The organism is Streptomyces sp. NPDC058308 (assembly GCF_042880275.1).
Lineage (GTDB): Bacteria > Actinomycetota > Actinomycetes > Streptomycetales > Streptomycetaceae > Streptomyces.
Map to the genome: position 1 here is coordinate 227,906 of NZ_JBHVZA010000002.1, position 22,695 is coordinate 250,600.

Annotated in this window: 20 protein-coding genes; 8 read left to right on the forward strand and 12 right to left on the reverse strand. The window is 72.0% G+C overall.

What is annotated here, in order from left to right; translation table 11 throughout:
• Nucleotides 1-213: 213 nt before the first annotated feature.
• From ACFVYL_RS03630 to ACFVYL_RS03640, 3 genes are read left to right on the forward strand one after another with little or no spacing between them, the layout of a single operon-like run.
• Nucleotides 214-1,191: a metallophosphoesterase family protein gene (locus ACFVYL_RS03630; protein WP_389712657.1), complete on the forward strand. Its 978-nt coding sequence runs from the start codon at nt 214-216 to the stop codon at nt 1,189-1,191.
• Nucleotides 1,192-1,210: 19 nt separating this feature from the next.
• Nucleotides 1,211-2,578: an MFS transporter gene (locus ACFVYL_RS03635; protein ID WP_389712658.1), complete on the forward strand. Its 1,368-nt coding sequence runs from the start codon at nt 1,211-1,213 to the stop codon at nt 2,576-2,578.
• The gene (locus tag ACFVYL_RS03640; protein ID WP_389712659.1) at nt 2,575-3,624 is read left to right on the forward strand and encodes a hypothetical protein; all 1,050 of its coding nucleotides are present in this window, start codon (nt 2,575-2,577) and stop codon (nt 3,622-3,624) included. Before ACFVYL_RS03635 ends, ACFVYL_RS03640 begins: the two co-directional genes overlap by 4 nt.
• Nucleotides 3,625-3,771: 147 nt before the next feature.
• On the opposite strand, the gene ACFVYL_RS03645 is transcribed toward ACFVYL_RS03640, so the two are convergent.
• The 5 genes from ACFVYL_RS03645 to ACFVYL_RS03665 all read right to left on the reverse strand — a co-directional run bounded on the left by ACFVYL_RS03645 (nt 3,772) and on the right by ACFVYL_RS03665 (nt 10,168).
• Nucleotides 3,772-4,935 carry a glycoside hydrolase family 6 protein gene (locus tag ACFVYL_RS03645; protein WP_389712660.1) on the reverse strand — a complete coding sequence of 388 codons (1,164 nt, stop codon included), beginning with the start codon at nt 4,933-4,935 and terminating at the stop codon, nt 3,772-3,774.
• Between the two features lie 225 nt (nt 4,936-5,160).
• Entirely contained in the window at nt 5,161-6,351 is a 1,191-nt protein-coding gene (locus tag ACFVYL_RS03650; protein WP_389712661.1) for a nitrate/nitrite transporter, read from the reverse strand.
• A 33-nt stretch (nt 6,352-6,384) separates the two neighbouring features.
• Complete coding sequence (locus tag ACFVYL_RS03655) at nt 6,385-7,107, reverse strand: uracil-DNA glycosylase (protein WP_389712662.1); 723 nt, start codon at nt 7,105-7,107, stop codon at nt 6,385-6,387.
• Between the two features lie 56 nt (nt 7,108-7,163).
• Nucleotides 7,164-8,621, reverse strand: coding sequence for a YfcC family protein (locus ACFVYL_RS03660; protein WP_389712994.1), 1,458 nt, complete (start codon nt 8,619-8,621; stop codon nt 7,164-7,166).
• A gap of 125 nt (nt 8,622-8,746) precedes the next feature.
• On the reverse strand, nt 8,747-10,168 hold the full coding sequence (locus ACFVYL_RS03665) for a M20/M25/M40 family metallo-hydrolase (protein WP_389712663.1): 1,422 nt from the start codon (nt 10,166-10,168) through the stop codon (nt 8,747-8,749).
• A 179-nt stretch (nt 10,169-10,347) separates the two neighbouring features.
• Here ACFVYL_RS03665 and ACFVYL_RS03670 point away from each other — a divergent pair, with 179 nt between their 5' ends.
• Nucleotides 10,348-10,869 carry an RNA-binding S4 domain-containing protein gene (locus ACFVYL_RS03670; protein ID WP_389712664.1) on the forward strand — a complete coding sequence of 174 codons (522 nt, stop codon included), beginning with the start codon at nt 10,348-10,350 and terminating at the stop codon, nt 10,867-10,869.
• 157 nt (nt 10,870-11,026) lie between these two features.
• Here the strand turns inward: ACFVYL_RS03670 and ACFVYL_RS03675 are convergent, their stop codons facing one another.
• The 3 genes from ACFVYL_RS03675 to ACFVYL_RS03685 form a co-directional block, all read right to left on the reverse strand.
• Nucleotides 11,027-11,488: a DoxX family protein gene (locus ACFVYL_RS03675; protein WP_389712665.1), complete on the reverse strand. Its 462-nt coding sequence runs from the start codon at nt 11,486-11,488 to the stop codon at nt 11,027-11,029.
• 149 nt (nt 11,489-11,637) lie between these two features.
• Complete coding sequence (locus tag ACFVYL_RS03680) at nt 11,638-12,330, reverse strand: class I SAM-dependent methyltransferase (RefSeq protein ID WP_389712666.1); 693 nt, start codon at nt 12,328-12,330, stop codon at nt 11,638-11,640.
• A gap of 70 nt (nt 12,331-12,400) precedes the next feature.
• Complete coding sequence (locus ACFVYL_RS03685) at nt 12,401-13,387, reverse strand: acyltransferase domain-containing protein (RefSeq protein WP_389712667.1); 987 nt, start codon at nt 13,385-13,387, stop codon at nt 12,401-12,403.
• Nucleotides 13,388-13,432: 45 nt separating this feature from the next.
• Here ACFVYL_RS03685 and ACFVYL_RS03690 point away from each other — a divergent pair, with 45 nt between their 5' ends.
• A complete protein-coding gene (locus ACFVYL_RS03690) occupies nt 13,433-13,693 on the forward strand; it encodes a DUF6343 family protein (protein ID WP_389712995.1) in 261 nt (86 codons plus the stop codon).
• Here ACFVYL_RS03690 and ACFVYL_RS03695 read toward each other — a convergent pair.
• The 3 genes from ACFVYL_RS03695 to ACFVYL_RS03705 all read right to left on the reverse strand — a co-directional run bounded on the left by ACFVYL_RS03695 (nt 13,690) and on the right by ACFVYL_RS03705 (nt 15,878).
• Complete coding sequence (locus ACFVYL_RS03695) at nt 13,690-14,073, reverse strand: tetratricopeptide repeat protein (protein ID WP_389712668.1); 384 nt, start codon at nt 14,071-14,073, stop codon at nt 13,690-13,692. The two genes, ACFVYL_RS03690 and ACFVYL_RS03695, sit on opposite strands and share 4 nt — an antisense overlap.
• 205 nt (nt 14,074-14,278) lie before the next feature.
• The gene (coaE, locus tag ACFVYL_RS03700) at nt 14,279-14,878 is read right to left on the reverse strand and encodes a dephospho-CoA kinase (RefSeq protein WP_389712669.1); all 600 of its coding nucleotides are present in this window, start codon (nt 14,876-14,878) and stop codon (nt 14,279-14,281) included.
• 61 nt (nt 14,879-14,939) lie between these two features.
• A complete protein-coding gene (locus ACFVYL_RS03705; RefSeq protein ID WP_389712670.1) occupies nt 14,940-15,878 on the reverse strand; it encodes a PAC2 family protein in 939 nt (312 codons plus the stop codon).
• Between the two features lie 338 nt (nt 15,879-16,216).
• Here ACFVYL_RS03705 and ACFVYL_RS03710 point away from each other — a divergent pair, with 338 nt between their 5' ends.
• The gene (locus tag ACFVYL_RS03710) at nt 16,217-17,188 is read left to right on the forward strand and encodes a sheath polysaccharide-degrading enzyme (protein ID WP_389712671.1); all 972 of its coding nucleotides are present in this window, start codon (nt 16,217-16,219) and stop codon (nt 17,186-17,188) included.
• 235 nt (nt 17,189-17,423) lie between these two features.
• Here ACFVYL_RS03710 and rpsA read toward each other — a convergent pair whose 3' ends face one another.
• Nucleotides 17,424-18,935, reverse strand: coding sequence for a 30S ribosomal protein S1 (rpsA, locus tag ACFVYL_RS03715; protein ID WP_389712672.1), 1,512 nt, complete (start codon nt 18,933-18,935; stop codon nt 17,424-17,426).
• Between the two features lie 343 nt (nt 18,936-19,278).
• Here rpsA and ACFVYL_RS03720 point away from each other — a divergent pair, with 343 nt between their 5' ends.
• The gene (locus ACFVYL_RS03720; RefSeq protein WP_389712673.1) at nt 19,279-20,109 is read left to right on the forward strand and encodes a class I SAM-dependent methyltransferase; all 831 of its coding nucleotides are present in this window, start codon (nt 19,279-19,281) and stop codon (nt 20,107-20,109) included.
• Between the two features lie 4 nt (nt 20,110-20,113).
• Nucleotides 20,114-22,669 carry an ATP-dependent helicase HrpB gene (gene hrpB, locus ACFVYL_RS03725; protein WP_389712674.1) on the forward strand — a complete coding sequence of 852 codons (2,556 nt, stop codon included), beginning with the start codon at nt 20,114-20,116 and terminating at the stop codon, nt 22,667-22,669.
• The last annotated feature ends 26 nt before the right edge of the window (nt 22,670-22,695 follow it).

Below are 22,695 nucleotides of genomic sequence, written 5' to 3' on the forward strand. Positions count from 1 at the left end.
GCGGCCGCCCACCGCACCCGCAGTGGATATCGCGCGGTCGGGATATCGCGCAGTCGCCGCCGCCACGGCAACCGCACCCCCGTACCCACCGCGTGAACACTGGAAGGAAAGTTTCCTAACAATAATTCACCCCACGTTATTGACGCGCACATGCCGCATCGCCAGGATTCCCCCAGACGGCCCGGCACCCCCACGCCAACCGAGGAGACGGACATGTCGCCCACCCCACGCGCCATGAACTCCCGCACCACCAAAGCCAGTAAGACCACCAAGGCCACCAAGGCCCGCATCGGCGTCCCCGTCGCAGCGGGCGCCGCGCTCGCCCTCGTCGGGGGCGTGCTGCTCTGGTCACCGGCCGACGAGGCCGACGCCTCCCCCGCCGCGCCCCGGGCCGGCTTCACCGCCGTCGCCGCGGGCGACATCGCCGAGCAGTGCACCGCGAGCAGCAGCAGCTGCAAGCACCCCAAGACCGCGGCCCTGGTCAAACAGATCAACCCGTCCTTCGTGATGACCATGGGCGACAACCAGTACGACGACGCCCGCCTGAAGGACTTCCAGAGGTACTACGACAAGACGTGGGGCGCCTTCAAGAGCAAGACGCACCCCGTCGCGGGCAACCACGAGACGTACGACCCGGCCGGGTCCCTCGCCGGCTACAAGTCCTACTTCGGGTCCGTCGCCTACCCCGACGGCGAGAGCTACTACAGCTACGACCAGGGCAACTGGCACTTCATCGCGCTCGACTCCAACAGCTTCGACGACGACACGCAGATCGACTGGCTCAAGGACGACCTCGCCGCCAACTCCAAGAAGTGCGTCGCCGCGTACTGGCACCACCCCCTCTTCTCCTCCGGCGAGCACGGCAACGACCCGGTGAGCCGCCCGGTCTGGAAGCTGCTCTACGACAACAAGGCCGAGCTGGTCCTCAACGGCCACGACCACCACTACGAGCGCTTCGCCCCGCAGAACGCGGACGGCAAGGCCGACGCCAACGGCCTCGTCGAACTGCTCGGCGGCATGGGCGGCGCCAACCCGTACAAGATCGAGGACGTCCAGCCCAACAGCCAGAAGCGGATCACCAACACCTTCGGCGTGGTCAAGCTGAACTTCACCGACACCGGCTTCTCGTGGAACCTCCTCGCCACGGACGGTTCGACGAAGGACACCAGCCCGTCCTACTCCTGTCACTGAGCCCGGCGGGAGCCCTGCGATGTACCTCGCCTCCACCGGCGCGGCCACCAAGGGCGACGCGGCCACCGGGACCCCGGAGCGGTCCGGGGCCCGGCGCGGCCGCGTCGCGGGACCCGTCCTCGCGCTGGGCGCGGTCAGCCTGGTCACGGACATCTCCTCCGAGATGGTCACCGCCGTCCTGCCGCTCTACTTCGTCCTCCAACTCGGGCTTTCCCCGCTGCAGTTCGGCTTCCTCGACGGTCTCTACAACGGCGTCACGGCGCTGGTGCGGCTGGCCGGCGGGTATGCCGCCGACCGCGGCGGGCGGCACAAACTGGTCGCGGGCGGCGGCTACGCCCTCTCCGCGCTGTCCCGGCTCGGACTGCTCCTCGCGGGCGGCGCCACCGCCGGGATCGGCGCGGCGCTCGCCGCCGACCGCATCGGCAAGGGCGTGCGCACCGCGCCGCGCGACGCGCTCATCTCGCTGAGCAGCCCGCCCGACGCGCTGGGCCGCGCCTTCGGTGTGCACCGCGCGATGGACACGACGGGCGCGCTGCTCGGGCCGCTCGCCGCGTTCGCGCTGCTGTGGGCGACCGCGGACGCGTACGACGCCGTGTTCGTGGTCAGCTTCTGCTTCGGGCTGCTCGGGGTGCTGATCCTGGTCGCGTTCGTGCCGGGTCACCTGGGTGGCCCCGCGCCCCTGCCAGGACCGCGCTCGGCACCCGCCGCAGGCACGGGCACGGGCACGGGCAAAGACACAGCCACTGCCACTGCCCCAGGCACAGGCACTGCCACTGCCCCAGGCACAGGCACAGGCACAGACACAGGCAGGGCGCTCGGACTCCTCCGGATCCTCGCCTTCCGGCGCGTCCTGGTCGCGGCCGCGCTGCTCGGCGCAGCCACCATCGGCGACTCCTTCCTCTACCTCCTGCTCCAGCGACGGCTCGACTTCGCCATCTCTTGGTTCCCGCTGCTTCCGCTGGGCTCCGCCGCCGTCTACCTGCTGCTCGCGGTTCCGGCGGGACGGCTCGCCGACCGCGCCGGACGGCGCGTGCCGTTCCTCGCCGGGCACGTGGCACTCCTCGGCGGCTACCTCCTCCTGCTCTCCCCCACCGATGGCTGGCCCCTGCTCATCGGCGTACTGCTCCTGCTCGGCATCTTCTACGCAGCCACCGACGGCGTCCTGATGGCCCTCGTCGCCCCGGTCGTCACCGAGAGACGGCGGGCCAGCGGCATGGCGGTCCTGCAGACCGGCCAGGCGCTGGCCCGGCTCCTCGCCGCCGCGGGGTTCGGGGCGGCCTGGACGCTGTGGGGCGTCGGGACCGCGCTGACCTGCGCGGTGCTCGCGCTGACCGTGGCGCTCGCCGGCGCGGCCGTCCTGCTTCCGCCCTCCGAAAGGCGCCCATGACCCCGCCCCCCGAAACCCGCAGCCCCCTCGCCTCCTCCCTCCGCTCCCTCCGCTCCCGGATCGTGGCGGTCTCCGCGGCCGCCGCCGTCCTCGCGGGCGTCGCCGTCACGTACACCCTGCACGCCGCGCAGCGCGCCGAATCGGCCGACGCCACCTCGGAGTTCGGCCTCGATCGGGGGCACCTCTACTTCCGCAGCACGGAGGGCGGCTCGGGCCGGGTCGCCCGCCTGCCCCTCACTGCCGCGGCGTCCCGCGAGCCGTCCCGCACGGCCGCCCGCACCGCCGGCGGCCCCTCCTGCGAGCGGTTCTACGCCGCCGCGGACACCGGCCTGTGCCTGCAGCGCCGCGCGGGGATCCCGCCGAAGTCGTACGCCGTCGTCCTGGACGGCAGGCTCCGCGAGAAGCGCCGCATCGCGCTCACCGGGATCCCCAACCGGGCGCGCGTCTCGGCGTCGGGCCGGATGCTGTCCTGGACGATGTTCGCCACCGGCGACTCCTACGCGGGCTCGTCCTTCTCCACCCGCACCTCGATCCTGGACACCCGCACCGGCTACCTGATCAAGAACATGGAGGAGATCCCCCTCACCATCGACGGCCGCCGCCACCACTCCCCCGACGTCAACTACTGGGGCGTGACCTTCGCGAAGGACGACAACCGCTTCTACGCGACCGTCTCGACCAAGGGCAAGACGTACCTCGTGCGCGGCGACATGAAGAAGTGGGCGGCGACCGCCCTGCGCTCGAACGTCGAGTGCCCCTCCCTCTCCCCCGACAACACCCGCATCGCCTTCAAGAAGCGGGTACGGAAGGGAACTCGGGACCCCTGGCGGCTGTACGTCCTCGACCTCCGCACGATGCGCGAGCACCCCGTCGCCGAACAGCACAGCGTCGACGACCAGGCCGCCTGGCTGGACGACGACACCCTCGCGTACGCCCTCCCGGGCAAGTCAGGCCGCAGACAGAACATCTGGTCCACCCCGGCCAACGGCTCGGCACGCCCCACCTTGCGGATACGGGGCGCAAGTTCCCCGACGGCGGTGCGCTGAGACGGCCCCGGACCGCGCACCGCCGCGCAATAGGGATGCGTACGCGGCCCCGATCCCGCACGCTCACCGCATGACCCCACCGGACCGGGCCTCGGACCTGCACGCGGGCCCGCACACCTCGACACTGCTCGACGCGGCCTGCCTCGGCTACCCCGGCCGGCTCGTGGAGATCACGGCCACCGCGGTCGTCCCCGGCCCGTCCGGGCCGGACGGCGGTCTCCCCCAAGCGACTTGAGAGCCCTGGGCTTCCTGTTGAGAGCCCTGGGCTTCCTGGACCCGCGTCCGACGCGCGAGGTCCAACGCGTATTCCGGCCACCACTGACCCGCCTTCGGCCCCCCGCGACACGTGCCGTCGGATTCGCCGGGGCGTTTGATCCACAGGTAGGCGTCGAGGGTGGGGTCACCGGTTTTGGACGTGGGTGGGCGGCCCAGGGCGCGGCCCGGTGGGTTGCACCAGGGCTGGTCGCCCGCGTAGGGGCCGTTGCCGTTGCGGCTGCTGTCGACGACGAAGTGTTTGTCGCCGCCCAGCGCCTTGGCGAGCCGGTGTCCGTAGGCGGAACTCACCTCGTCCGTATGGTGGTTGGAGACGTTCAGGGCGAAGCCGTCGGCTTCGGCGATGCCGGCGCGGCGCAGCGGGTCGACCAGCCGGCGCTCGTCGGGGATCCAGCCGGCGTTGCCCGCGTCGAGGTACACCTTGGTGTGCGGATTGCGCTTGAGGCGCTGGACCGCGTGGGCGAGCAGCGCGTACCGCTCGGTGGCGTCCGCGCTCGGACAGCCCGCCACCAGCTGGGCGACGGCGTCCGGTTCCACGATCACGTACGCCTCCCCGGTACCGAACTCCGAGGCCAACTCCTCGATCCAGCGGCGGTAGTCGGCGGCGTCGCGCGCGCCGCCCGAGGAGTACGCGCCGCAGTCGCGGTGCGGGATGAAGTAGGCGACGAAGACCGGCGTGCGCCCCGCCTTCGCGGCCGCCTCGACGTGGGTGCGCACGACGGGTCCTGAGCCGTCCCCGAACAGCCAGACGGCTTGCGGCTGCCCGGCGATGCGCTGGATGAGGTGGGCGTCGGCGGTCCGGCCCTCCCGCTGCCACTGCGCGACCTGACGGGCGGCGGCGCTGTCCGGGTCGACCCAGAAGGCGGGGGCGGCCGGGTCCGTGGGCGCCGCGTCGTCCGCCGCCGCGCCGCCCGTCGCCGCCGCGCTCAGCGCGCCCAGGAGGAGGCCGGCGGCAAGAACGGTCCGGGAGAGCGTGCGGCGAGGGCGGGGACGAGGGCCGAGGCTCCGAAGGGCGCGGCGGAAGAGCTGTAAAGACACCGGGCGGCTCCAGTCGTGCGACGTGACGGCGCCGGTGGTCTCCGGCGCGTTCCCGGAAGTGTGCGGTCGTCACGCCATGACGGGGGCCAGTTCCCGTCCAGGGCACGGCGGTTCGCCCGTAAGATCACTCGTACGGCGGTCTCCCGCCTCGTACCAAGATCGTCAAGTACGCGCCTGCCAAAGGGGTTTGACGAACAGGCCGACGTCGAACGCGCCGTGGCCTGATCAGTCCGCCGTCGCGTTCCGCATACGCCCGTACGCGTACACGCACCCCGCGAGCGCCAGGTCGGAGAGGAGCATGAAACCGATCGAGTACGAACCCTTCGCGCTGTAGATCGCGCCCATGACCAGTGGCGGGACGAAGCCGCCGAGACCGCCGACCGCGCCCACGATGCCGGTGACGGAGCCGACCTGCGGCTGCGGGGTGACCTGGGAGACGAGGGCGAAGACGCTGCCGCTCGCGGTGCCGAGGCCCGCCGCCATGGCCAGGAAGCAGAGGGTGCCCGTCGGGTTCAGCGTCGGGTCGAAGGCCTGCACGACGGCGAAGAGCGCGACCACCGCGAGGGCGATCGTGGTGACCGTCGCCGGGTGGATCCGGTCGGAGAGCCAGCCGCCGACGGGCCGGAAGACGACGGTGACCAGCGCGAAGCCGGCCGCCTTGGTCCCGGCGTCGGTGGGCGAGAGGTCGTACCAGGTCTTCAGGTACGTGGGCAGGTACACGCCGAAGGCGACGATCCCGCCGAAGCCGATCGCGTACAGGGCGGACAGCTCCCAGGTGACGCGCAGCCGGCCCGCCTGCCCGAGCCGGGTGGGGAGGGAGCTGGTGGGCACGGGCCGGTCGGGGCGGTCGGTGATGAGGAAGAAGGCGAGCACCGCGAAGGCGGCGAGCGCGCAGGCGACGACGACGAACGGCAGGTCCACGCCGTGCTTGGCGATGCGCGGGGTGAAGTAGCCGGAGAGCGCCACACCGCCCATGCCCATCCCGAAGACGCCGAGCGCGAAGCCCCTGCGGGCGGGCGGGAACCAGGAGTTGACCAGCGGGATGCCGATGGCGAACGTCGTGCCCCCGAGGCCGAGCAGGAAGCCGACCCCGAGCATCGCGAGGTAGCTGTTCCTGGCCGGGATGATCAGCAGTACCGGCACAATCGTGAGCGCCGAGACCAGCGGGAACATCAGCCGCGCGCCATAGCGGTCGGTGAGCGCGCCGACCGGGACGCGGCCCAGCGAGCCCACGATCACGGGCACGGCGACCAGCAGGGACTGCTCGAAGGAGCTGAGCCCGAGGCGGTCCTTGAAGTCGCTGCCGAGCGGGGCGACCAGATCCCAGGCCCAGAAGGTGAGCGTGAAACCGATCGTCGCCACGGCCAGATTGCGGTAAGCGGCGGCGGGCGGCTTGGCTGCGCGAGTCTCGTCCACGACCTCACGCTAGGAATCACCGGCGGGCGCGGCTCACTCAGCTGGGCCGTTCGGGTGCAGCCCCGCCTCGAACGCGGCGGCGCTCAGCACCTCCCGCAGCATCCCGGGCGTCAGCCGTCCCGTGAACGTGTTCCGCTGGCTGACGTGGAAGCAGCCGAAGACGTCGAGCGGCTCCCGGTCCCGGCCGCCCGCCAGGGTCACCCGCGCCCCGTGCCCGAACGCCGGGCGCGGCTTCGGGAGCTGCCAGCCCGTGGCCGCGAAGGCCGGCAGCGCGGCCTGCCAGCCGAAGCCGCCGAGGACGACCACCGACCTGAGCGTCGGGGCGAGCAGGTTCAGTTCGCTCACCAGCCAGGAGCGGCAGGTGTCGCGCTCGCCGACGGTGGGCTTGTTGTCCGGCGGGGCGCAGTGCACGGGCGAGGTGATGCGGGTGCCGTAGAGGGTGAGGCCGTCGTCGGCGCTCTCGGCGGTGGGCCGCGAGGCGAGCCCGACGTCGTACAGCGCCGGGTAGAGGAACTCGCCGGAGCGGTCGCCGGTGAACATCCGTCCCGTGCGGTTGGCGCCGTGCGCGGCGGGCGCGAGGCCGACGATCAGGAGCGCGGCGTCGGGCGGCCCGAAGCCGGGCACGGGCCGCCCCCAGTACTCCCAGTCGGCGAAGGCGGCGCGCTTGGTGCGCGCGACCTCCTCGCGCCACGCGACGAGGCGGGGGCAAGCCCGGCAGCCGGTGATCCGCTCGTCCAGTTCGCTCAGGCCGTCCATGCCCTCCACCGTACGTACGCCTCCGTCCGTGCCGCGTCCGGGGCCCCGGCCCCCGCTCAGGTCAGCACGGCGCCCAGCGCCACGAACCCGCAGATGAGCACCGCCAGGACGGCGAGGAGCGGCCACACGAACCGCAGGTACTTGTCGTAGCCGACCTTCGCGAGCGCCACACCGCCGATGGTCACGGCCGTGGTCGGCACCCACAGGTTCATCCAGCCGCTGGCCGCCTGCCAGGCTGTGACGACCACCGCGCGCGAGACGCCGGCGAAGTCGGCGAGCGGCGCGAGGATCGGCATGGCGAGCGTGGCGTGGCCGGAGGTGGAGGGGATCAGGAAGGCGAGCGGCAGGTTCACGAGGAAGACGATGACCGCGAAGAGCCCGGACGACGTGCCCTTCACGATCCCCTCGATGGAGTGGAGCACGGTGTCCGTGATCTTCGAGTTGTTCATGATCGTCGTGACGCCGCGGGCGAGCAGGATGACCAGGGCGGGCGAGACGAAGTCGGCCGCGCCCTGGATGACCGTCGAGCTGAGCTGCTGCTCGCCCATCCGCGCGACCAGACCGACGAGGACGGCCGCGCACAGGAAGAGGGCGGCCAACTGCGGGAAGGACCAGCCGAGTTCGAATCCGTACGGCTTCGCGTCGGCCTTGCCTGTGAGCGCGCTCGACCAGGGCACCACCGAGAAGATCATGAAGGCGAAGACCAGCGCCGTGGCGACGAGCACCGCCTTGTGCAGCCGGGTCAGCTCGGGCGCCGCACCGGTCTCGGCGGCCTGCTCGCGGTCCCGGTCGCCGGGCAGGAACCCGGACAGGGAGCGCTCCGGGTCTCTCCGTACGCGCTTGGCGTACCGGATGACGTACGCGACCGTGACGCCCGTCAGCACGATCCACATGGCGAAGCGCAGCACGATGCCGTCCCCGAGCGAGATGTCCGCCGCGGACGAGGCGACACCCGTCGCGAAGGGGTTCACGGTCGAGCAGAGCACCCCGACGCCCGCGCCGAGGATGATCGCACCGACGGCGGTCATGCGGTCGTAGCCGAGGGCGAGCATCAGCGGCACGATCAGGCCGTAGAAGCCGAGCGTCTCCTCGGCGAAGCCCTCGACCGTGCCGAGCACCGAGAAGACGACCATGACACCGGCGATGAGCAGCGCGCCCCGCTCGCGCAGCCGGTGGGCGAGCCGCCCGATGCCGCGGTCGAGCGCACCGGTCGCGAAGACGACGGTGATGAAGGCGCCGATGGCGAGCACGAACAGGAACACCCCCGCACTGCCGTACAGCGAGCCGGCGTTGTCGGGCGCGACCAGCGAGGTCTTCTCGTCCTGGATGCCGTAGAGGCCGTTGACGGGCGACAGGAAGAGGTCGTTGAGGCGGTCGACGAAGGACTGTCCGGAGTCGACGCGGTGGTAGGTGCCCTCGACGGGGGCGCCGGAGCCGTTGCGGTCGTACTGCCCCGAGGGGATGAGGAAGGCGAGCAGCCAGACGGCGACGGTGACGATCGCCAGGACGGTCAGGGCGCTGGGGAAGGTGAACTTGCGCTTTCCCGCGGGGTTTTCGGCCGGACTCCCGTTGTCCGCGCCGTCTCCGCCACCCTCACCGGCACCGCTGCCCCCGTTTCCCACGGGCGTCTCGGTCGTGCTCACGCGGCACCGCCACCCGGCCGACCGGAATTCGCCCGCTCGGAGTCCGCCCGCCCGGAGTCCGCCCGCTCGGAGTCCGCCCGCTCGAAGCCGTCGGCGTACTCCCGTACGAACGCGCACAGGGCGACGACCGTGTTGCGCAGCTCCGAGAAGAGGACGCGCTCGTTCGGGGCGTGCAGATTGCACATGCTGTCCTGCGCCCCGAAGAGCAGCACCTCGGCGCCGGGTGCCGCCTTCGCGAGCCCGTTGACCAGCGGAATGGACCCGCCGGTCGCCACGTACGAGGCGTCCCGTCCCCAGCCCTCCCGCAGCGCGTCGAGCGCGGCGCGGTAGGCGGGCCCGCCGGTGGTGGCCTCGTAGCCGGGACCGGTGTCGCCGGGTGTGACGGTGAGCGGGACCCCGAAGGGCCTGAGCGAACGCAGGTGCTCGACGAGCCTGTCCCGCGCCTCCGCCGGGTCCTGCCGCGGATGGAAGCGGAGATTCAACTTGGCCCGGGCGTACGGCACCACGGCGGACGCGGCGTGCTCCACGCTCGGCGCGTCCAGGCCGATGACAGTGATCGCGGGCCCGCTCCACAGCCGCTCGCCCAGGCTGCCGCTGCCGACGAGCGGCACCCCGTCGCGCACGCCGGCGAGGGAGCGGAACTCCTCCTCGGTGTACGACGTGCCGGCCCACTCCTCGCGCCTGAGCCCCTCGACGGCGACGTCCCCGTGGACGTCGTGCAGGGTGGCGAGGGCCTTGAGCAGGACGAGCAGCGCGTCGGGCGCGGCCCCGCCGAACTCCCCGCTGTGGCGCGGCTCGTCGAGGGTGCGGACCTCGACCGTCACCTCCGCCGCGCCGCGCAGACCGGTGGTGAGGGTGGGGGTGCCGGGGCGCAGGTTGCCGAGGTCGGCGATGACCATGGCGTCGCAGGCGAACCGCTCCGGGTCGGTGGGCGGGTAGCCGTCGAAGGCGCTGCCGTACTCCTCCTGCCCCTCGATGACGATCTTCACCCCGACCGGCGGCCGCCCCTCGAACGCCCGCACCATGCCGAGGTGCGCGATGACGTTGGACTTGTCGTCGGCGATGCCGCGGGCGCGCAGACCGCCCTCGACGGGTGTCGGCTCGAAGGGCGGGGACTTCCAGAGGGACTCGTCGCCGGGCGGCTGCACATCGTAGTGACCGTAGAGCAGGACGGTCGGCGCGTTGGGCGAAGGCGGTGGGATCTCGCCGTAGATCACCGGTGCGGTGTCGGGCAGGTCGAGCCGCTCGACGTGCGGCACCCCGGCGTCGCGCAACAGTCCGGCGAGCAGGTCGTGGGCCTCCTCCACCGGCTCGGCGGGGAACCCCGGGAACGCGATCGAGGGGATCGCGGCGAGCCGTTCCAGGTCGGCGCGGAGCCCGTCCATCAGAGCGTCGACGGTGGCTTCGAAAGACGTCATGGGCAGCACTCCTGGGAGTCGCGTGTCATGTCCTCATGTCCGGACCGTTTTATTGAGGTTGGTTTATTGAGGCTGGTTTGTTGTGATCGGTCCGAATTATCGGCGTCCCGGGTTGGCGGATTCCGGACGGCTCGCCGGGAGGCGGGGATGCCGCACCGAAGCCGGACTAAGGTCGATGTATGGCTTCGGAGACTTCAGGGGATGGCGGAACGGGCCGCGCGTCGGACGCCGCGCCGGAAACCGCGCCGGTGGGCAAAGGGACGGCGGGCTCCGGCCCGGTTGGCGGAGGCTCGGCGGGCGGGGGCTCGGCGGGCGGGGACGCGACGGGCGGGGGCTCGGTGCGCGTCGACAGCTGGATCTGGTCGGTGCGCCTCGCCAAGACCCGCTCGGCCGGGTCCGCGGCGTGCAAGGGCGGCCACGTCAGGGTCAACGGCGACCGCGTCAAGGCCGCGCACGGCGTGCACGTGGGCGACGAGGTGCGGGTCCGCCAGCCGGGCGGCCGGGAGCGCGTGGTCATCGTGAAGCGCCTCATCCGCAAGCGCGTCGGCGCACCGGTCGCGGTCGAGTGTTACGTGGACAACTCGCCGCCTCCCCCGCCCCGCGAGGCCGTCGCCCCCGCGGGCATCCGCGACCGGGGCACCGGCCGCCCCACGAAGCGGGACCGCCGCGAGATGGAACGGCTGCGGGGAGCGGAGGGCTAGGACCTCGCGTCTACTGGGCCCGGCGGGCTCGCGGGATACGGAAGAGCCTCAGCAACACGCCCTGGCAGAAGGCGTGTTGCTGAGGCTTTTCCGCGGTCCGCGGTCCGCGGTCGGCGGTCGGCGGTCGGCGGACGACCGGTCCGCCCGGCTGCCCGTCTCACCGCCGGAGGCGGGCGATCAGCTTCGTGGTCTCCGCGCGCCGCGCCCACGCGATCCACGCGAGCGGCAGGATCAGGATCAGCGGCGTGGCCGCGTTCTCACCGCCGAGCGCGGTGACGGTCACGATGAACGCGCCGATCATCAGCCCGATGAACGCCGTGGCGGCGACCGAGGAGAGCAGGGGGAGCAGCAGCGCGATGCCGCCGAGCAGTTCCAGCGCCCCGATGGTGTACATCCCCGGCGCGCCCCACCCGAGCTTGTCGAAGGCTTCGACGGCGGTCGGGTGCGCGATCAGCTTGGGCGCGCCGCTCGCCGCGGCGAAGAACACGCCGAGCAGCACTTGGAGAGCGCGCAGGGTGATCCGTACGCCACGGCGGCGGACGGGGGTGCCAGAGGTGGAGACGGGAGTGGCGGGAGCGGCGGAAGCTACGGCAGGGGCGGAAGGGACGGTGGTGGACATCGTGGTCTCCTCGGTGGGTGCGGCCCGTCAGGCTCCCGGGCCGTTGCGCTGTCACCGATACAGACCGGCCGCCCGCGCGGAACTCATCGCTGCGCACGCCGACTTGCCCGAGGACGTGGCGCGGCTTCGGCCCCTCCCCCGCCGCACCGTCAGCCCACCGGCACCGCCCGCACCCAGATCCCGTCGTCCGTGAGGTACTTGTCGACCTTCAGATCCGCTTCCGCGAGGGCCTCCTCGAACTGCTCCGTGGTGAGCGGCCGGGCCCGGAAGGTCTGGGTCCAGGTGGCGTCGGGGAAGACGTACTCCGCGCGCACCTCGTTCACACCGTCGCCGACCGGCGTCGCCGACACGATCCGGACCGTATAGCCGGCCGGGTCGACACGCTCCCTCGGCAGGTTCGTGTGGTAGTCCGCGCCCTCCCGCTGGATCAGTACGCAGCCGCCGTCCGTGACGTGCTTCCGGCAGGCCCGCAGTATGCCGCGCCGGACCGCCGTGTCGCCGTTGTGCACGAGGAACGACGCGAGCATCACCACGGAGAACTTCTCGTCCAGGTCGAGCTTCTCGATGGAGCTCCGCACCCTGCGCACCCCGCCGTCGAGCGCGGCGACCTTCTCCAGCATCTCCGGGGACTCGTCCACGGCGGTGACCCGGAAGCCCCGCTCGAGGAGCGGGCGCGTCACCCGGCCCGCGCCGCAGCCCAGTTCCAGGATGTGCGCCCCGGCCGGGACAGCGCTCTCGATGATCTCCGGCTCGTCCCCGACGGACAGGCGCGTGTACAGCTCGACCGCGCAGCCGTCCGGCGTGATCGCGCCGGGCCCCGTCCCCTCGTATCCCACACGCATCTCCAGGCTCATGCCCCGCCCAACGAAGCGCGCTCCGGCGCCGTTCCCACCGCCCGCATGGGCCCGCCGTCTACAGCGGGAACCAGCCATGCCCGCCGTACCAGTGGCCGCCCGCCCGCAAATGGTCCCCCACGGCCCTCTCCACCCTGGTCCGCCTGGGCAGCTCGGCCACGGGAAGGTCGCGGGCGCCGAAGACGAAGGCGACGGGGTCGCCATCCTCCGGCCTTCGCCCGTAACCGTCCGCGAGATGGAATCGCTCCTGGAAGCGGACGATGTTCGAGTCCGCGGGCAGCCGGTTTCTCAGCTGCGGATCGAGCAGCCAGGAGTGGCAGACGGCTGTCTCATATCGTTCCTCGGGGAAGTGCCGCGCGAAGAACTCCCGCGCCATGGCGAGGGACCGCTCACAGGCCGTCGGCGTCAACGGCCCTCCGAAGCCGGTGATGTGGAGGTTCAGGCAGGGGTCCCCCGGCCCCGCCGCGTGCCCGGCCGCACGCGTCGCGCCCCCCATGCGCGCGCCGAGCACGGCGCGCTGGAACTGCAGTCGGCCCACCTGGTAGAGCTCGCCCCGGAAGTGCAGACCGGGCCACTCCGGTACGACGAGGCCGCGGTTGCCGTACGCCCTGCGGTGCACCGCCATGTGGCGGCCGAGGTCGGCGAGGGTGCGGCGCGAGACGTCGTCGGGGATGCCGCGGCCGCGGTGGTACGCGCGCACGTGCGGCAACGCCGCCACGTACACGTATACGAAGAAGCAGCGCCCGAGCTCGCCCCACGCCTCGGGCAGCACGGGGGCCCGGCCCCCGCGGCCGACGGCCCCCATGCCGCGCACGACGGCGTCCACGCAGCGGTCGAGCAGCCACCGGGCCTCCGCGTCGGCCCACAGCCGCTCGCGCAGCGCCACGAGGGCGTTGATGTCCTCGTGCGGCACGGCGAGGTCGAGCAGCACCTCCGGAAGCTCGTCGGCGTCCGGCAGCACCGCCCCGGCCTCCGGCTCCCCGGCGTCCTCCAGCTCCCTGAGCCATGCGGCGAGCCGGGCATCGGCCCTGAGCGCTTCCAGCACGTTGCCACCCTCTTTATCCTGAAAGGAAGGAGATGACCTCTCATGATGCGTACAGGCAGTGAACCGCTGACCGCACGCAGTCCGCTGCGCATGCGCTTCTGGTTCAGCGTATGGGGACTGGTCTGGGCGGCCTTCGGCACCGTCGCCTTCGCGCTCGTCGGGCGGGCGGGGTGGGCGGCGGCGTGCGGGGTGCTGCTGGTGGTGGTCGCCGCCGACCTCGCGTGGGTCGCCCACCGCCTGCGCCAGGGCCCGCACTACCAGCCGGGCAAGGACGTCCCGCCGTACGAGCCGCCGGGCGCCCGCTAGCCGGCGGTCTGCCCGTCCTCGCCGTCGAACCGGGCCGCCGCCAGGTACTCCGGCTGCGGGTCCAGGGCGGCCGCGAGGCGGAAGTGACGGCGCGCCTGTTCGGGCTTGGCGGCGCGCTCATAGGTGCGGGCGAGCGCGAAGTGCGCGAAGGCGTTGTCCGGCTCGCGCTCCAGGACGATGCTGAACTCCAGCTCGGCGGCGCGCAGTTGCGCGGCGGCGAAGAAGGCACGCGCCCGCAGCAGACGGGCGGCCGTGTTCTCGGGGTGGGCGGCGATGACGGTGTCGAGCAGCTTCACCGCGCCCCGCGGATCCCGCGCGGCGAGGAGCTGCTCCGCCGCACGGAAATCGATGACATGAGTCTCTGGACTGCTTTCGGGCACACCGGACTCCTTCCCTCGCTCACCCGCCTCAACGCGCGCCACGCCCCCACCTATTCCGAACCCTCACGTGGGACACGACCACGCGCACCGTCCAGGCGCATGCGCAAGGAGCACGACCACGCACACCGTCCAGGCGCTTGTCCATGGGGCACGACCACGCGCATCGTCCAGGCCTATGCCCACGGAGCACGACCATGCGCACCCTCTAAGCGCGTGCCCTGCGCGCGAGCTCCGCCCAGACCTCGCCGACGCGCTCCGCGAGGCCGTCCAGCGGGCCGTCGTTGTCGATCACGATGTCCGCGATCTCCAGGCGCTTCGCGCGGGTGGCCTGCGCGGCCATCCGCGCGCGGGCGTCCTCCTCGCGCATGCCGCGGAGCCGTACCAGGCGGTCCAGCTGGGTCTCGGGGCTCGCGTCGACGACGACCACGAGGTCGTACAGCGGCGCGAGGCCGTTCTCGGCGAGCAGGGGCACGTCGTGGACGACGACCGCGTCGCCGGACGCGGACTCCTCGAGCTCGGCGGAGCGGGCGCCCACCAGGGGGTGCACGATCGAGTTCAGGGCGGCCAGCTTCTCGGCGTCGGCGAAGACGACCGCGCCGAGAGCGGGCCGGTCAAGGGAGCCGTCCGGGGCCAGGATCTCCGGCCCGAAGGCCTCGACGACGGCCGCCAGGCCGGGAGTTCCCGGCTCCACCACCTCACGCGCGATCTTGTCCGCGTCGATCAGGACGGCACCGGACGCGACCAACAGCCGCGAGACTTCACTCTTGCCGGCGCCGATTCCGCCGGTCAGGCCCACCTTCAGCATGACCGGCAGCTTAGGCCCTGTCCGGCGGACCTCGGCATGGTCCGTCGGCATGGCCCTGGTGTTACGCGTCGCCCTCCCGCTCGGCGAGGAAGCGTTCGAAGTCGCGGCCGATCTCGTCGGCGGACGGGATGTCCATCGGCTCGGCGAGCATGTTGCCCCGGTCCTGGGCGCCGGCCGCCGCGTCGTACTGGTGCTCCAGCCCCTGGACCAGCGCGACCAGCTCCTCGTCGCCCTCCTGGATCTGCCGGTCGATCTCTGTCTGGGTGCGGTGCGCCTCGGTGCGCAGGCCGTGCGCGACGCTCGGCAGCACCAGGCCGGTCGCGGCGGTGATCGCCTCCAGGACCGTGAGGGCCGCGTCCGGGTAGGCGGAGCGCGCGATGTAGTGCGGGACGTGCGCGGCCACGCCGAGCACGTCGTGCCCGGCCTCCAGGAGGCGGTACTCGACCAGCGAGGCTGCGCTGCCGGGGACCTGCGCCTCGTCGAAGGGGCTGCGGTGGCCGGGGACGAGGTCGGTGCGGTTGCCGTGCGGCGTGAGGCCCACGGGGCGGGTGTGCGGGACGCCCATGGGGATGCCGTGGAAGTTCACCGACAGGCGCACACCGAGCCGCTCCACGATCTGCTGGACGGCCGCGGCGAAGCGCTCCCACTCGACGTCGGGCTCGGGCCCGGAGAGCAGCAGGAAGGGCGCGCCGGTGGCGTCCTGGAGGAGGCGGACGTCGAGCGTCGGCACCTCGTAGTCGCTCCATCGGTCGCGCCGGAAGGTGAGCAGCGGGCGGCGGGCGCGGTAGTCGACGAGCCGGTCGTGGTCGAATCTCGCCACCACCTGCCCGGGAAGGCCGTCCGTGAGCCGCTCGACGATCTGATCGCCGGTTTCGCCCGCGTCGATGTAACCGTCGAAGTGGTAGAGCATGACCAGTCCGGCCGACTCCTGGGCGAGCGCCATGTCGACCACGGCGAGGCCCTTCGGCTCCCATGCGTACAAACCCTGCGGATCAAGCACTGTGACCGCTCCTCCTCGTGTTCGTAGGGAAGAACACGCGCGGGGACATGTGCATTCCCGGCCACGCCTCCTCGATGACGACTTCTCATCGCTTCCCGACCGCTTCCCGACGCCCTCAGGAGCCGCTGTTCGTATGCGTGAACTCCCGCAAGGGGAAGCCGAGTTGACGGCACCTATGGGCGATGCCCCCCTCAAGAGGCCGGGTCAGGCCTGTCCTGGTCCATACCTTGACGCGCACATGCCCCACCCATACGTTCAGATGCGCACCCGTAGTTCATGTACAGGAACTACAACTCCCTGCACTCCACTCTCCGAACCGACGGGAAGGCCACCCCCACATGCGCACCCGACGAACCCTGCCGACCGCCCTGATCGCCGCGACGGCCGCCTCCGGAGCCCTGACCGCGGCCACGACGGCGACCGCCTCCCCCGCACCCGCCCGCACCATCGAGGTCTCCACGGCCACCGACCTGAAGGCGGCACTCACCGACGCCTCCCCCGGCGACACGATCCACCTCGCCGACGGAACGTACTCCGGGAACTTCAAGGCCACCGTGGCGGCGAGCGCCAACTCCCGCATCACGCTGACCGGTTCCCCGAAGGCGGTGCTCAAGGCCGGCGGCGGCTACGGCCTGCACCTAAACGGCGCCGCCTACTGGACGGTGAAGGGACTCACCGTCACCGGCGGCCAGAAGGGCATCATGATCGATTCGGCGCGGGGCGTCGTCGTGGACACCGTCACGGTCCACGGCCTCGACATGGAGGGCGTCCACTTCCGCACGTCGAGCAGAGACGGCGTGATCAAGAACTCGCGGATCTACGACACCGGGAACGATGACCGCGGCATGGGAGAGGGCGTCTACGTAGGCACCGCTAACACGCTCTCCGACAAGAGCGACAACGTCCAGATCCTCGGCAACACCATCGGCCCCGACGTGGGCGGCGAGGCGATCGACCTCAAGGAGGGCACCACGGGCGGCAAGGTCTCCGGCAACACCTTCGACGGCAAGGGCCTGACCGGCAACCACTTCGACGACTCGTGGATCGACGTGAAGGGCAACGACTACGCCATCGAGAACAACACCGGCAAGAACACCCTGAACAACGGCTACGAGACCCACAGCCAGCAGTCCGGCTGGGGCTGCGGCACGGTCTTCCGCGGCAACAAGTCGACTTTGACGGGCGCGACGGGCGACAGGCAACTCGCCATCAACGTCACGAACCAGAGCGGCAGCTGCAAGACGACGGTGTACGCGGACAACACGGTGACCGGCGGCCGGGGCCTGACCAACATCCCGGTCACACCCTAGGCGCCGGCGCCCCCTCAGGGGCGCGGGGAACTGCGCGATCAGCCCAAAGACATGCCGCAGACGCGACGGGACAGCGACCGGGCAGACGCGTCTGCGGCACTTCCGTGGTTGCTCGCGCAGTTCCCCGCGCCCCTTTACGGGGCCCGCCCCGCGACGGGGGCAGCACAACGGGCCCGCACCCCCGAAGGGATGCGGGCCCGCAGCGTTCAGCTACCGCCTGGAGAGCGACGCGAGGTCAGCTCTGGCCGCCGGCGAGCTTCTCGCGAAGCGCGGCAAGCGCCTCGTCCGAAGCCAGGGCGCCGGAGTTGTCGTCCGACTCCGAGGAGTACGAACCGCCGCCGCCGCCACTGGACGCGGCCGGAGCGGCGCCGGCCGGAGCCGCCGCACCCTCGGCCTCGGCCTGGGCGTCCGCCTCGCGGGACTTGATGACCTGGGCCTGGTGCTGCTCGAAGCGCTGCTGCGCCTCGGCGTACTGACCCTCCCAAGCCTCGCGCTGGGTCTCGAAGCCCTCGAGCCAGTCGTTCGTCTCGGGGTCGAAGCCCTCGGGGTAGATGTAGTTGCCCTGGTCGTCGTAGGACGCGGCCATGCCGTACAGGGTCGGGTCGAACTCGACGGCCGACGGGTCGGCGCCGAAGGACTCGTTGGCCTGCTTCAGCGACAGCGAGATCCGGCGACGCTCAAGGTCGATGTCGATGACCTTGACGAAGATCTCGTCGTTGACCTGGACGACCTGCTCCGGGATCTCCACGTGGCGCTCGGCCAGCTCGGAGATGTGGACCAGGCCCTCGATGCCCTCGTCGACGCGCACGAACGCACCGAACGGAACGAGCTTGGTGACCTTACCGGGAACAACCTGCCCGATCTGGTGCGTGCGGGCGAACTGCTGCCACGGGTCTTCCTGCGTCGCCTTGAGCGACAGGGAGACACGCTCGCGGTCCATGTCCACGTCGAGAACCTCGACGGTGACTTCCTGGCCGACCTCGACAACCTCGGAGGGGTGGTCGATGTGCTTCCAGGAAAGCTCGGACACGTGGACGAGACCGTCGACGCCACCGAGGTCCACGAACGCACCGAAGTTGACGATCGAGGAAACGACGCCGGAGCGGACCTGGCCCTTCTGCAGGGTCGTGAGGAAGGTCTGGCGGACCTCGCTCTGGGTCTGCTCGAGCCAGGCACGGCGGGACAGGACCACGTTGTTGCGGTTCTTGTCCAGCTCGATGATCTTGGCCTCGAGCTCCTTGCCCACGTAGGGCTGAAGGTCGCGGACGCGGCGCATCTCGACGAGGGAGGCCGGAAGGAAGCCACGGAGGCCGATGTCGAGGATGAGTCCACCCTTGACGACCTCGATGACGGTACCGGTGACGATGCCGTCTTCTTCCTTGATCTTCTCGATCGTGCCCCAGGCACGCTCGTACTGAGCGCGCTTCTTGGACAGGATCAGACGGCCTTCCTTGTCCTCCTTCTGGAGAACCAGGGCCTCGATCTCGTCGCCGACCTTGACGACCTCGTTCGGGTCGACGTCGTGCTTGATCGAGAGCTCGCGGCTCGGGATGACGCCTTCGGTCTTGTAACCGATGTCGAGCAGGACCTCGTCCCGGTCGACCTTCACGATGACGCCGTCGACGATGTCGCCGTCGTTGAAATACTTGATCGTCTCGTCGATCGCGGCGAGGAAGGCTTCCTCGTTACCGATGTCGTTGACCGCTACCTGCGGGGTGGTGGCGGTGGTCTCGGTGCTGCTCGTCATGTGGGTTAGGGCTCCGGTACGGACATTGAAGTCGTAGGTACTGCAACGCCGGGAGCCGATTTCGCTCTGCAGAAGCCGGACAGCCTAGGAAGCGCGGCTTCCGGCAAGGGAAGGCGCCTCGACAACCGAGGGGACATACAACAGACGCGAGCGCAGCCTGCTATGTCTGAGGAGCGCAGGCTCGCAGCGCAACTTGTAGCATACGGGGGCAGTCGGACAGGGTCAATGCGCGAAGGCGCACACCCGGGGCGGATCGCCGCATACCCGGCACAAAACCTGTCGCATGAGGCCACACGGGCCGCATCACGCCCCCTCACGGCGGGTTCCGAGGAAGAGAACGACGATGGAGCCGATCATCCAAGAGTCCGAGCTGACCGAGCCGCCCGAGCCCGAGGCCACCAGGCGTGACGCCGACGTGACGGAGAGCAGTCGCGCGAACCGCACCTGGTGGGACCGGAACGCCGACGAGTACCAGATCGAGCATGGCACGTTCCTCGGGGACGACCGCTTCGTGTGGGGTCCCGAGGGGCTCGACGAGGTGGAGGCGGAGCTCCTCGGTCCGCCCGAGGAGCTGAAGGACAAGGACGTCCTGGAGATCGGTGCAGGTGCCGCGCAGTGCTCGCGCTGGCTCCTCTCGCAGGGCGCGCGGCCCGTGGCGCTCGACCTCTCCCACCGCCAGCTCCAGCACGCGCTGCGGATCGGCGGGGACGTACCCCTGGTGCAGGCCGACGCGGGAGTGCTGCCCTTCAAGGGCGGCGCCTTCGACCTCGTCTGCTCCGCCTACGGCGTGATGCCCTTCGTCGCCGACCCCGTCCTCGTCCTCAAGGAGGTGCGCCGCGTGCTGCGGCCCGGCGGCCGGTTCGTCTTCTCCGCGACGCATCCCGTCCGCTGGGCCTTCCCGGACGAGCCGGGTCCGGAGGGCCTCTCCGTAGCGGCCTCCTATTTCGACCGCACTCCTTATGTGGAGCAGGACGAACAGGGCAACGCCGTATATGTGGAGCACCACCGGACGATCGGCGACCGGGTGCGCGACATCGTGGCGGGCGGCTTCCGGCTCGTCGACATCGTGGAGCCGGAGTGGCCCGCCTGGAACACCCAGGAGTGGGGCGGCTGGTCCCCGCTGCGCGGAAACCTGATCCCGGGGACGGCGATCTACGTGTGCGTACGAGACTGAGCATGTGACCGGTCTCCGTAACGACGCCCTGGACCTGCCCGTACGCGACGCGCTGCCCGCCCTCCGGTCCGCTCTGGAGGGGCCGGGCAGCGCCGTGCTGTGCGCCCCGCCCGGAACCGGCAAGACGACGCTGGTGCCGCTGGCCCTCGCGGGCTTCCTCGACGGAGCACACGACGGTGCAGGAACGCACGACGGTGCACGTCGCGTCGTCGTCGCCGAGCCGCGCCGGATCGCCGCACGGGCCGCCGCACGGCGCATGGCGTGGCTGCTCGGCGAGAAGGTGGGCGACAGCGTCGGCTACACGGTGCGCGGGGAGCGTGTCGTGGGGCCGCGCACGCGCGTGGAGGTCGTCACGACGGGCGTCCTGCTGCAGCGGCTGCAGCGCGACCAGGAGCTGGCCGGCGTCGACGTGGTCATCCTCGACGAGTGCCACGAACGGCACCTGGACGCGGACACCGTGGCGGCGTTCCTGGTGGACGTGCGGGCGGCGCTGCGGCCCGAGCTGCGCCTTGTGGCGGCGTCCGCGACGACCGACGCCGAGGGGTGGGCGCGGATTCTCGGGGATGCGCCCGTGGTCGAGGCGCACGGCATCGCGCATCCCGTGGAGGTGGTGTGGGCGCCGCCCGCGCGGGCGGTGCGGCCGCCGCACGGCATGCGGGTGGACCCCGCCCTGCTGGCCCATGTGGCCTCGGTGATCCGGCGGGCGCTGGCCGAGCGCGCGGGGGACGTCCTGTGCTTCCTCCCCGGGGTCGGCGAGATCGCCCGGGTGGCCGGGCAGTTGACGGGGCTCGACGGCGTGGAGGTCCTTCAGGTGCACGGGCGGGCGCCCGCCGCGGTGCAGGACGCGGTGCTCGCCGGGTCGGAGGGCCGGCGGGTGGTGCTTGCCACGTCGGTGGCCGAGTCGTCCCTGACGGTGCCGGGAGTGCGGGTCGTCGTGGACTCGGGCCTCGCGCGGGAGCCGCGGGTGGACCACGCCCGCGGGCTGAGCGCGCTGGCGACCGTACGGGCCTCGCAGGCGGCGGGCAGGCAGCGGGCGGGGCGGGCCGGGCGTGAGGCGCCGGGGGCCGTGTACCGGTGCTGGGCGGAGGCGGAGGACGGGCGTCTGCCGCGCTTTCCCGCGCCGGAGATCAAGGTGGCCGACCTCGCCGCGTTCGCCCTGCAGACGGCGTGCTGGGGCGATCCCGACGCCACCGGGCTTGCACTGCTCGATCCCCCGCCGCGCGGCGCCATGGCGGCGGCGCGGGACGTCCTCGTGGCGGTCGGGGCGGTGGAGGCGGGCAGCGGCCGCGCCACGGAGCGCGGGACGCGGATGTCCCGGGTGGGTCTGCACCCCCGCCTGGCCCGGGCCCTCCTCGACGCGGCGCCGCGCGTCGGCACCCGGCGGGCGGCGGAGGCGGTGGCCCTGCTGAGCGAGGAGCCGCCCCGCGAGTACGGGGACGACCTCGCGGGGGCCTGGCGGTCGGCCCGGCGCGGAGCCGACGCCTATGCGGCGCGGTGGCGGGCCGAGGCCAGGCGCCTCGCCTCTGCGGCGCCCGGCGGCCCCGCGGAGGGGGGCGGCGCAGGCGACGAGTACGTCGCCGGTCTCGTGGCCGCGCTGGCCTTTCCCGAGCGGGTGGCCCGGAGCGTGGGCGACGGGGCGTACCTCATGGCGGGCGGGACCCGGGCCGAGGTGCGGCAGGGGTCCGCGCTCTCCGGGGGCCGCTGGATCGCCGTGGCCGTGGCCGACCGGCCGGTGGGCGCGGGGCACGCGCGCGTGCTGCTCGCCGGGCACATCGACGAGGACGTCGCAAGGGACGCCGCGGCCCCGCTGCACGCCGAGGGCGACGAGGTGGCCTGGAACGGCGGCGAGCTCGTGGCGCGGCATGTGGAGCGGCTGGGCGCCGTGGAGCTGGCGGTGCGCCCGCTGAAGGACCCCGATGCCCGGCTGGTGCGGGAGGCGCTGCTGACGGGGCTGCGGGAGGAGGGGACGGGGCTGTTGAAGTGGTCCCGGGGCGCGCGGGAGCTGCGGGAGCGGCTCGCGTTCCTGCACCGGCACCTCGGGGCGCCCTGGCCCGACGTGGCCGAGGAAGCCCTCCACGCGCGCGTGGAGGAGTGGCTGGAGCCCGAGCTCTCCCGGGCCCGGCGACGGGCCGATCTGGCGAGGATCGACGCCGGGCAGGGCCTCGCCCGGCTGCTGCCGTGGGCGACGGGTGAGGCCGCCCGTCTCGACGAGCTCGCCCCGGAGCGCCTGGAGGTGCCGAGCGGGTCCAGGATCCGGATCGACTACTCCGACCCCGGACAGCCGGTGCTCGCCGTCAAATTGCAGGAGATGTTCGGGCTCGCCGAGACCCCGGCGATCGCGGGCGGCTCCGTACCGGTGGTCGTGCATCTCCTGTCACCCGCGGGCCGCCCCGCCGCCGTCACCGCCGACCTCGCCTCCTTCTGGCGGACCGGCTACCGCGCGGTCCGCGCCGACCTGCGCGGCCGCTACCCCAAGCACCCGTGGCCCGAGGACCCCGCCATGGCCGAGCCGACCCGGTACACGAAGGCCCGGCAGGCGAGCCGGAGCGCGGGGACTTAGAAAGACAGGCTCTCAGGGCCCTGGGA

Bases quoted from the DNA above. Each gene is read 5' to 3' on its own strand.
- ACFVYL_RS03630 (WP_389712657.1), top strand. From the start codon at position 214: ATGTCGCCCACCCCACGCGCCATGAACTCCCGCACCACCAAAGCCAGT.
- ACFVYL_RS03635 (WP_389712658.1), top strand. From the start codon at position 1,211: ATGTACCTCGCCTCCACCGGCGCGGCCACCAAGGGCGACGCGGCCACC.
- ACFVYL_RS03640 (WP_389712659.1), top strand. From the start codon at position 2,575: ATGACCCCGCCCCCCGAAACCCGCAGCCCCCTCGCCTCCTCCCTCCGC.
- ACFVYL_RS03655 (WP_389712662.1), bottom strand. From the start codon at position 7,107: ATGGACGGCCTGAGCGAACTGGACGAGCGGATCACCGGCTGCCGGGCT.
- ACFVYL_RS03665 (WP_389712663.1), bottom strand. From the start codon at position 10,168: ATGACGTCTTTCGAAGCCACCGTCGACGCTCTGATGGACGGGCTCCGC.
- ACFVYL_RS03670 (WP_389712664.1), top strand. From the start codon at position 10,348: ATGGCTTCGGAGACTTCAGGGGATGGCGGAACGGGCCGCGCGTCGGAC.
- ACFVYL_RS03675 (WP_389712665.1), bottom strand. From the start codon at position 11,488: ATGTCCACCACCGTCCCTTCCGCCCCTGCCGTAGCTTCCGCCGCTCCC.
- ACFVYL_RS03680 (WP_389712666.1), bottom strand. From the start codon at position 12,330: ATGCGTGTGGGATACGAGGGGACGGGGCCCGGCGCGATCACGCCGGAC.
- ACFVYL_RS03690 (WP_389712995.1), top strand. From the start codon at position 13,433: ATGCGTACAGGCAGTGAACCGCTGACCGCACGCAGTCCGCTGCGCATG.
- coaE (WP_389712669.1), bottom strand. From the start codon at position 14,878: ATGCTGAAGGTGGGCCTGACCGGCGGAATCGGCGCCGGCAAGAGTGAA.
- ACFVYL_RS03710 (WP_389712671.1), top strand. From the start codon at position 16,217: ATGCGCACCCGACGAACCCTGCCGACCGCCCTGATCGCCGCGACGGCC.
- rpsA (WP_389712672.1), bottom strand. From the start codon at position 18,935: ATGACGAGCAGCACCGAGACCACCGCCACCACCCCGCAGGTAGCGGTC.
- ACFVYL_RS03720 (WP_389712673.1), top strand. From the start codon at position 19,279: ATGGAGCCGATCATCCAAGAGTCCGAGCTGACCGAGCCGCCCGAGCCC.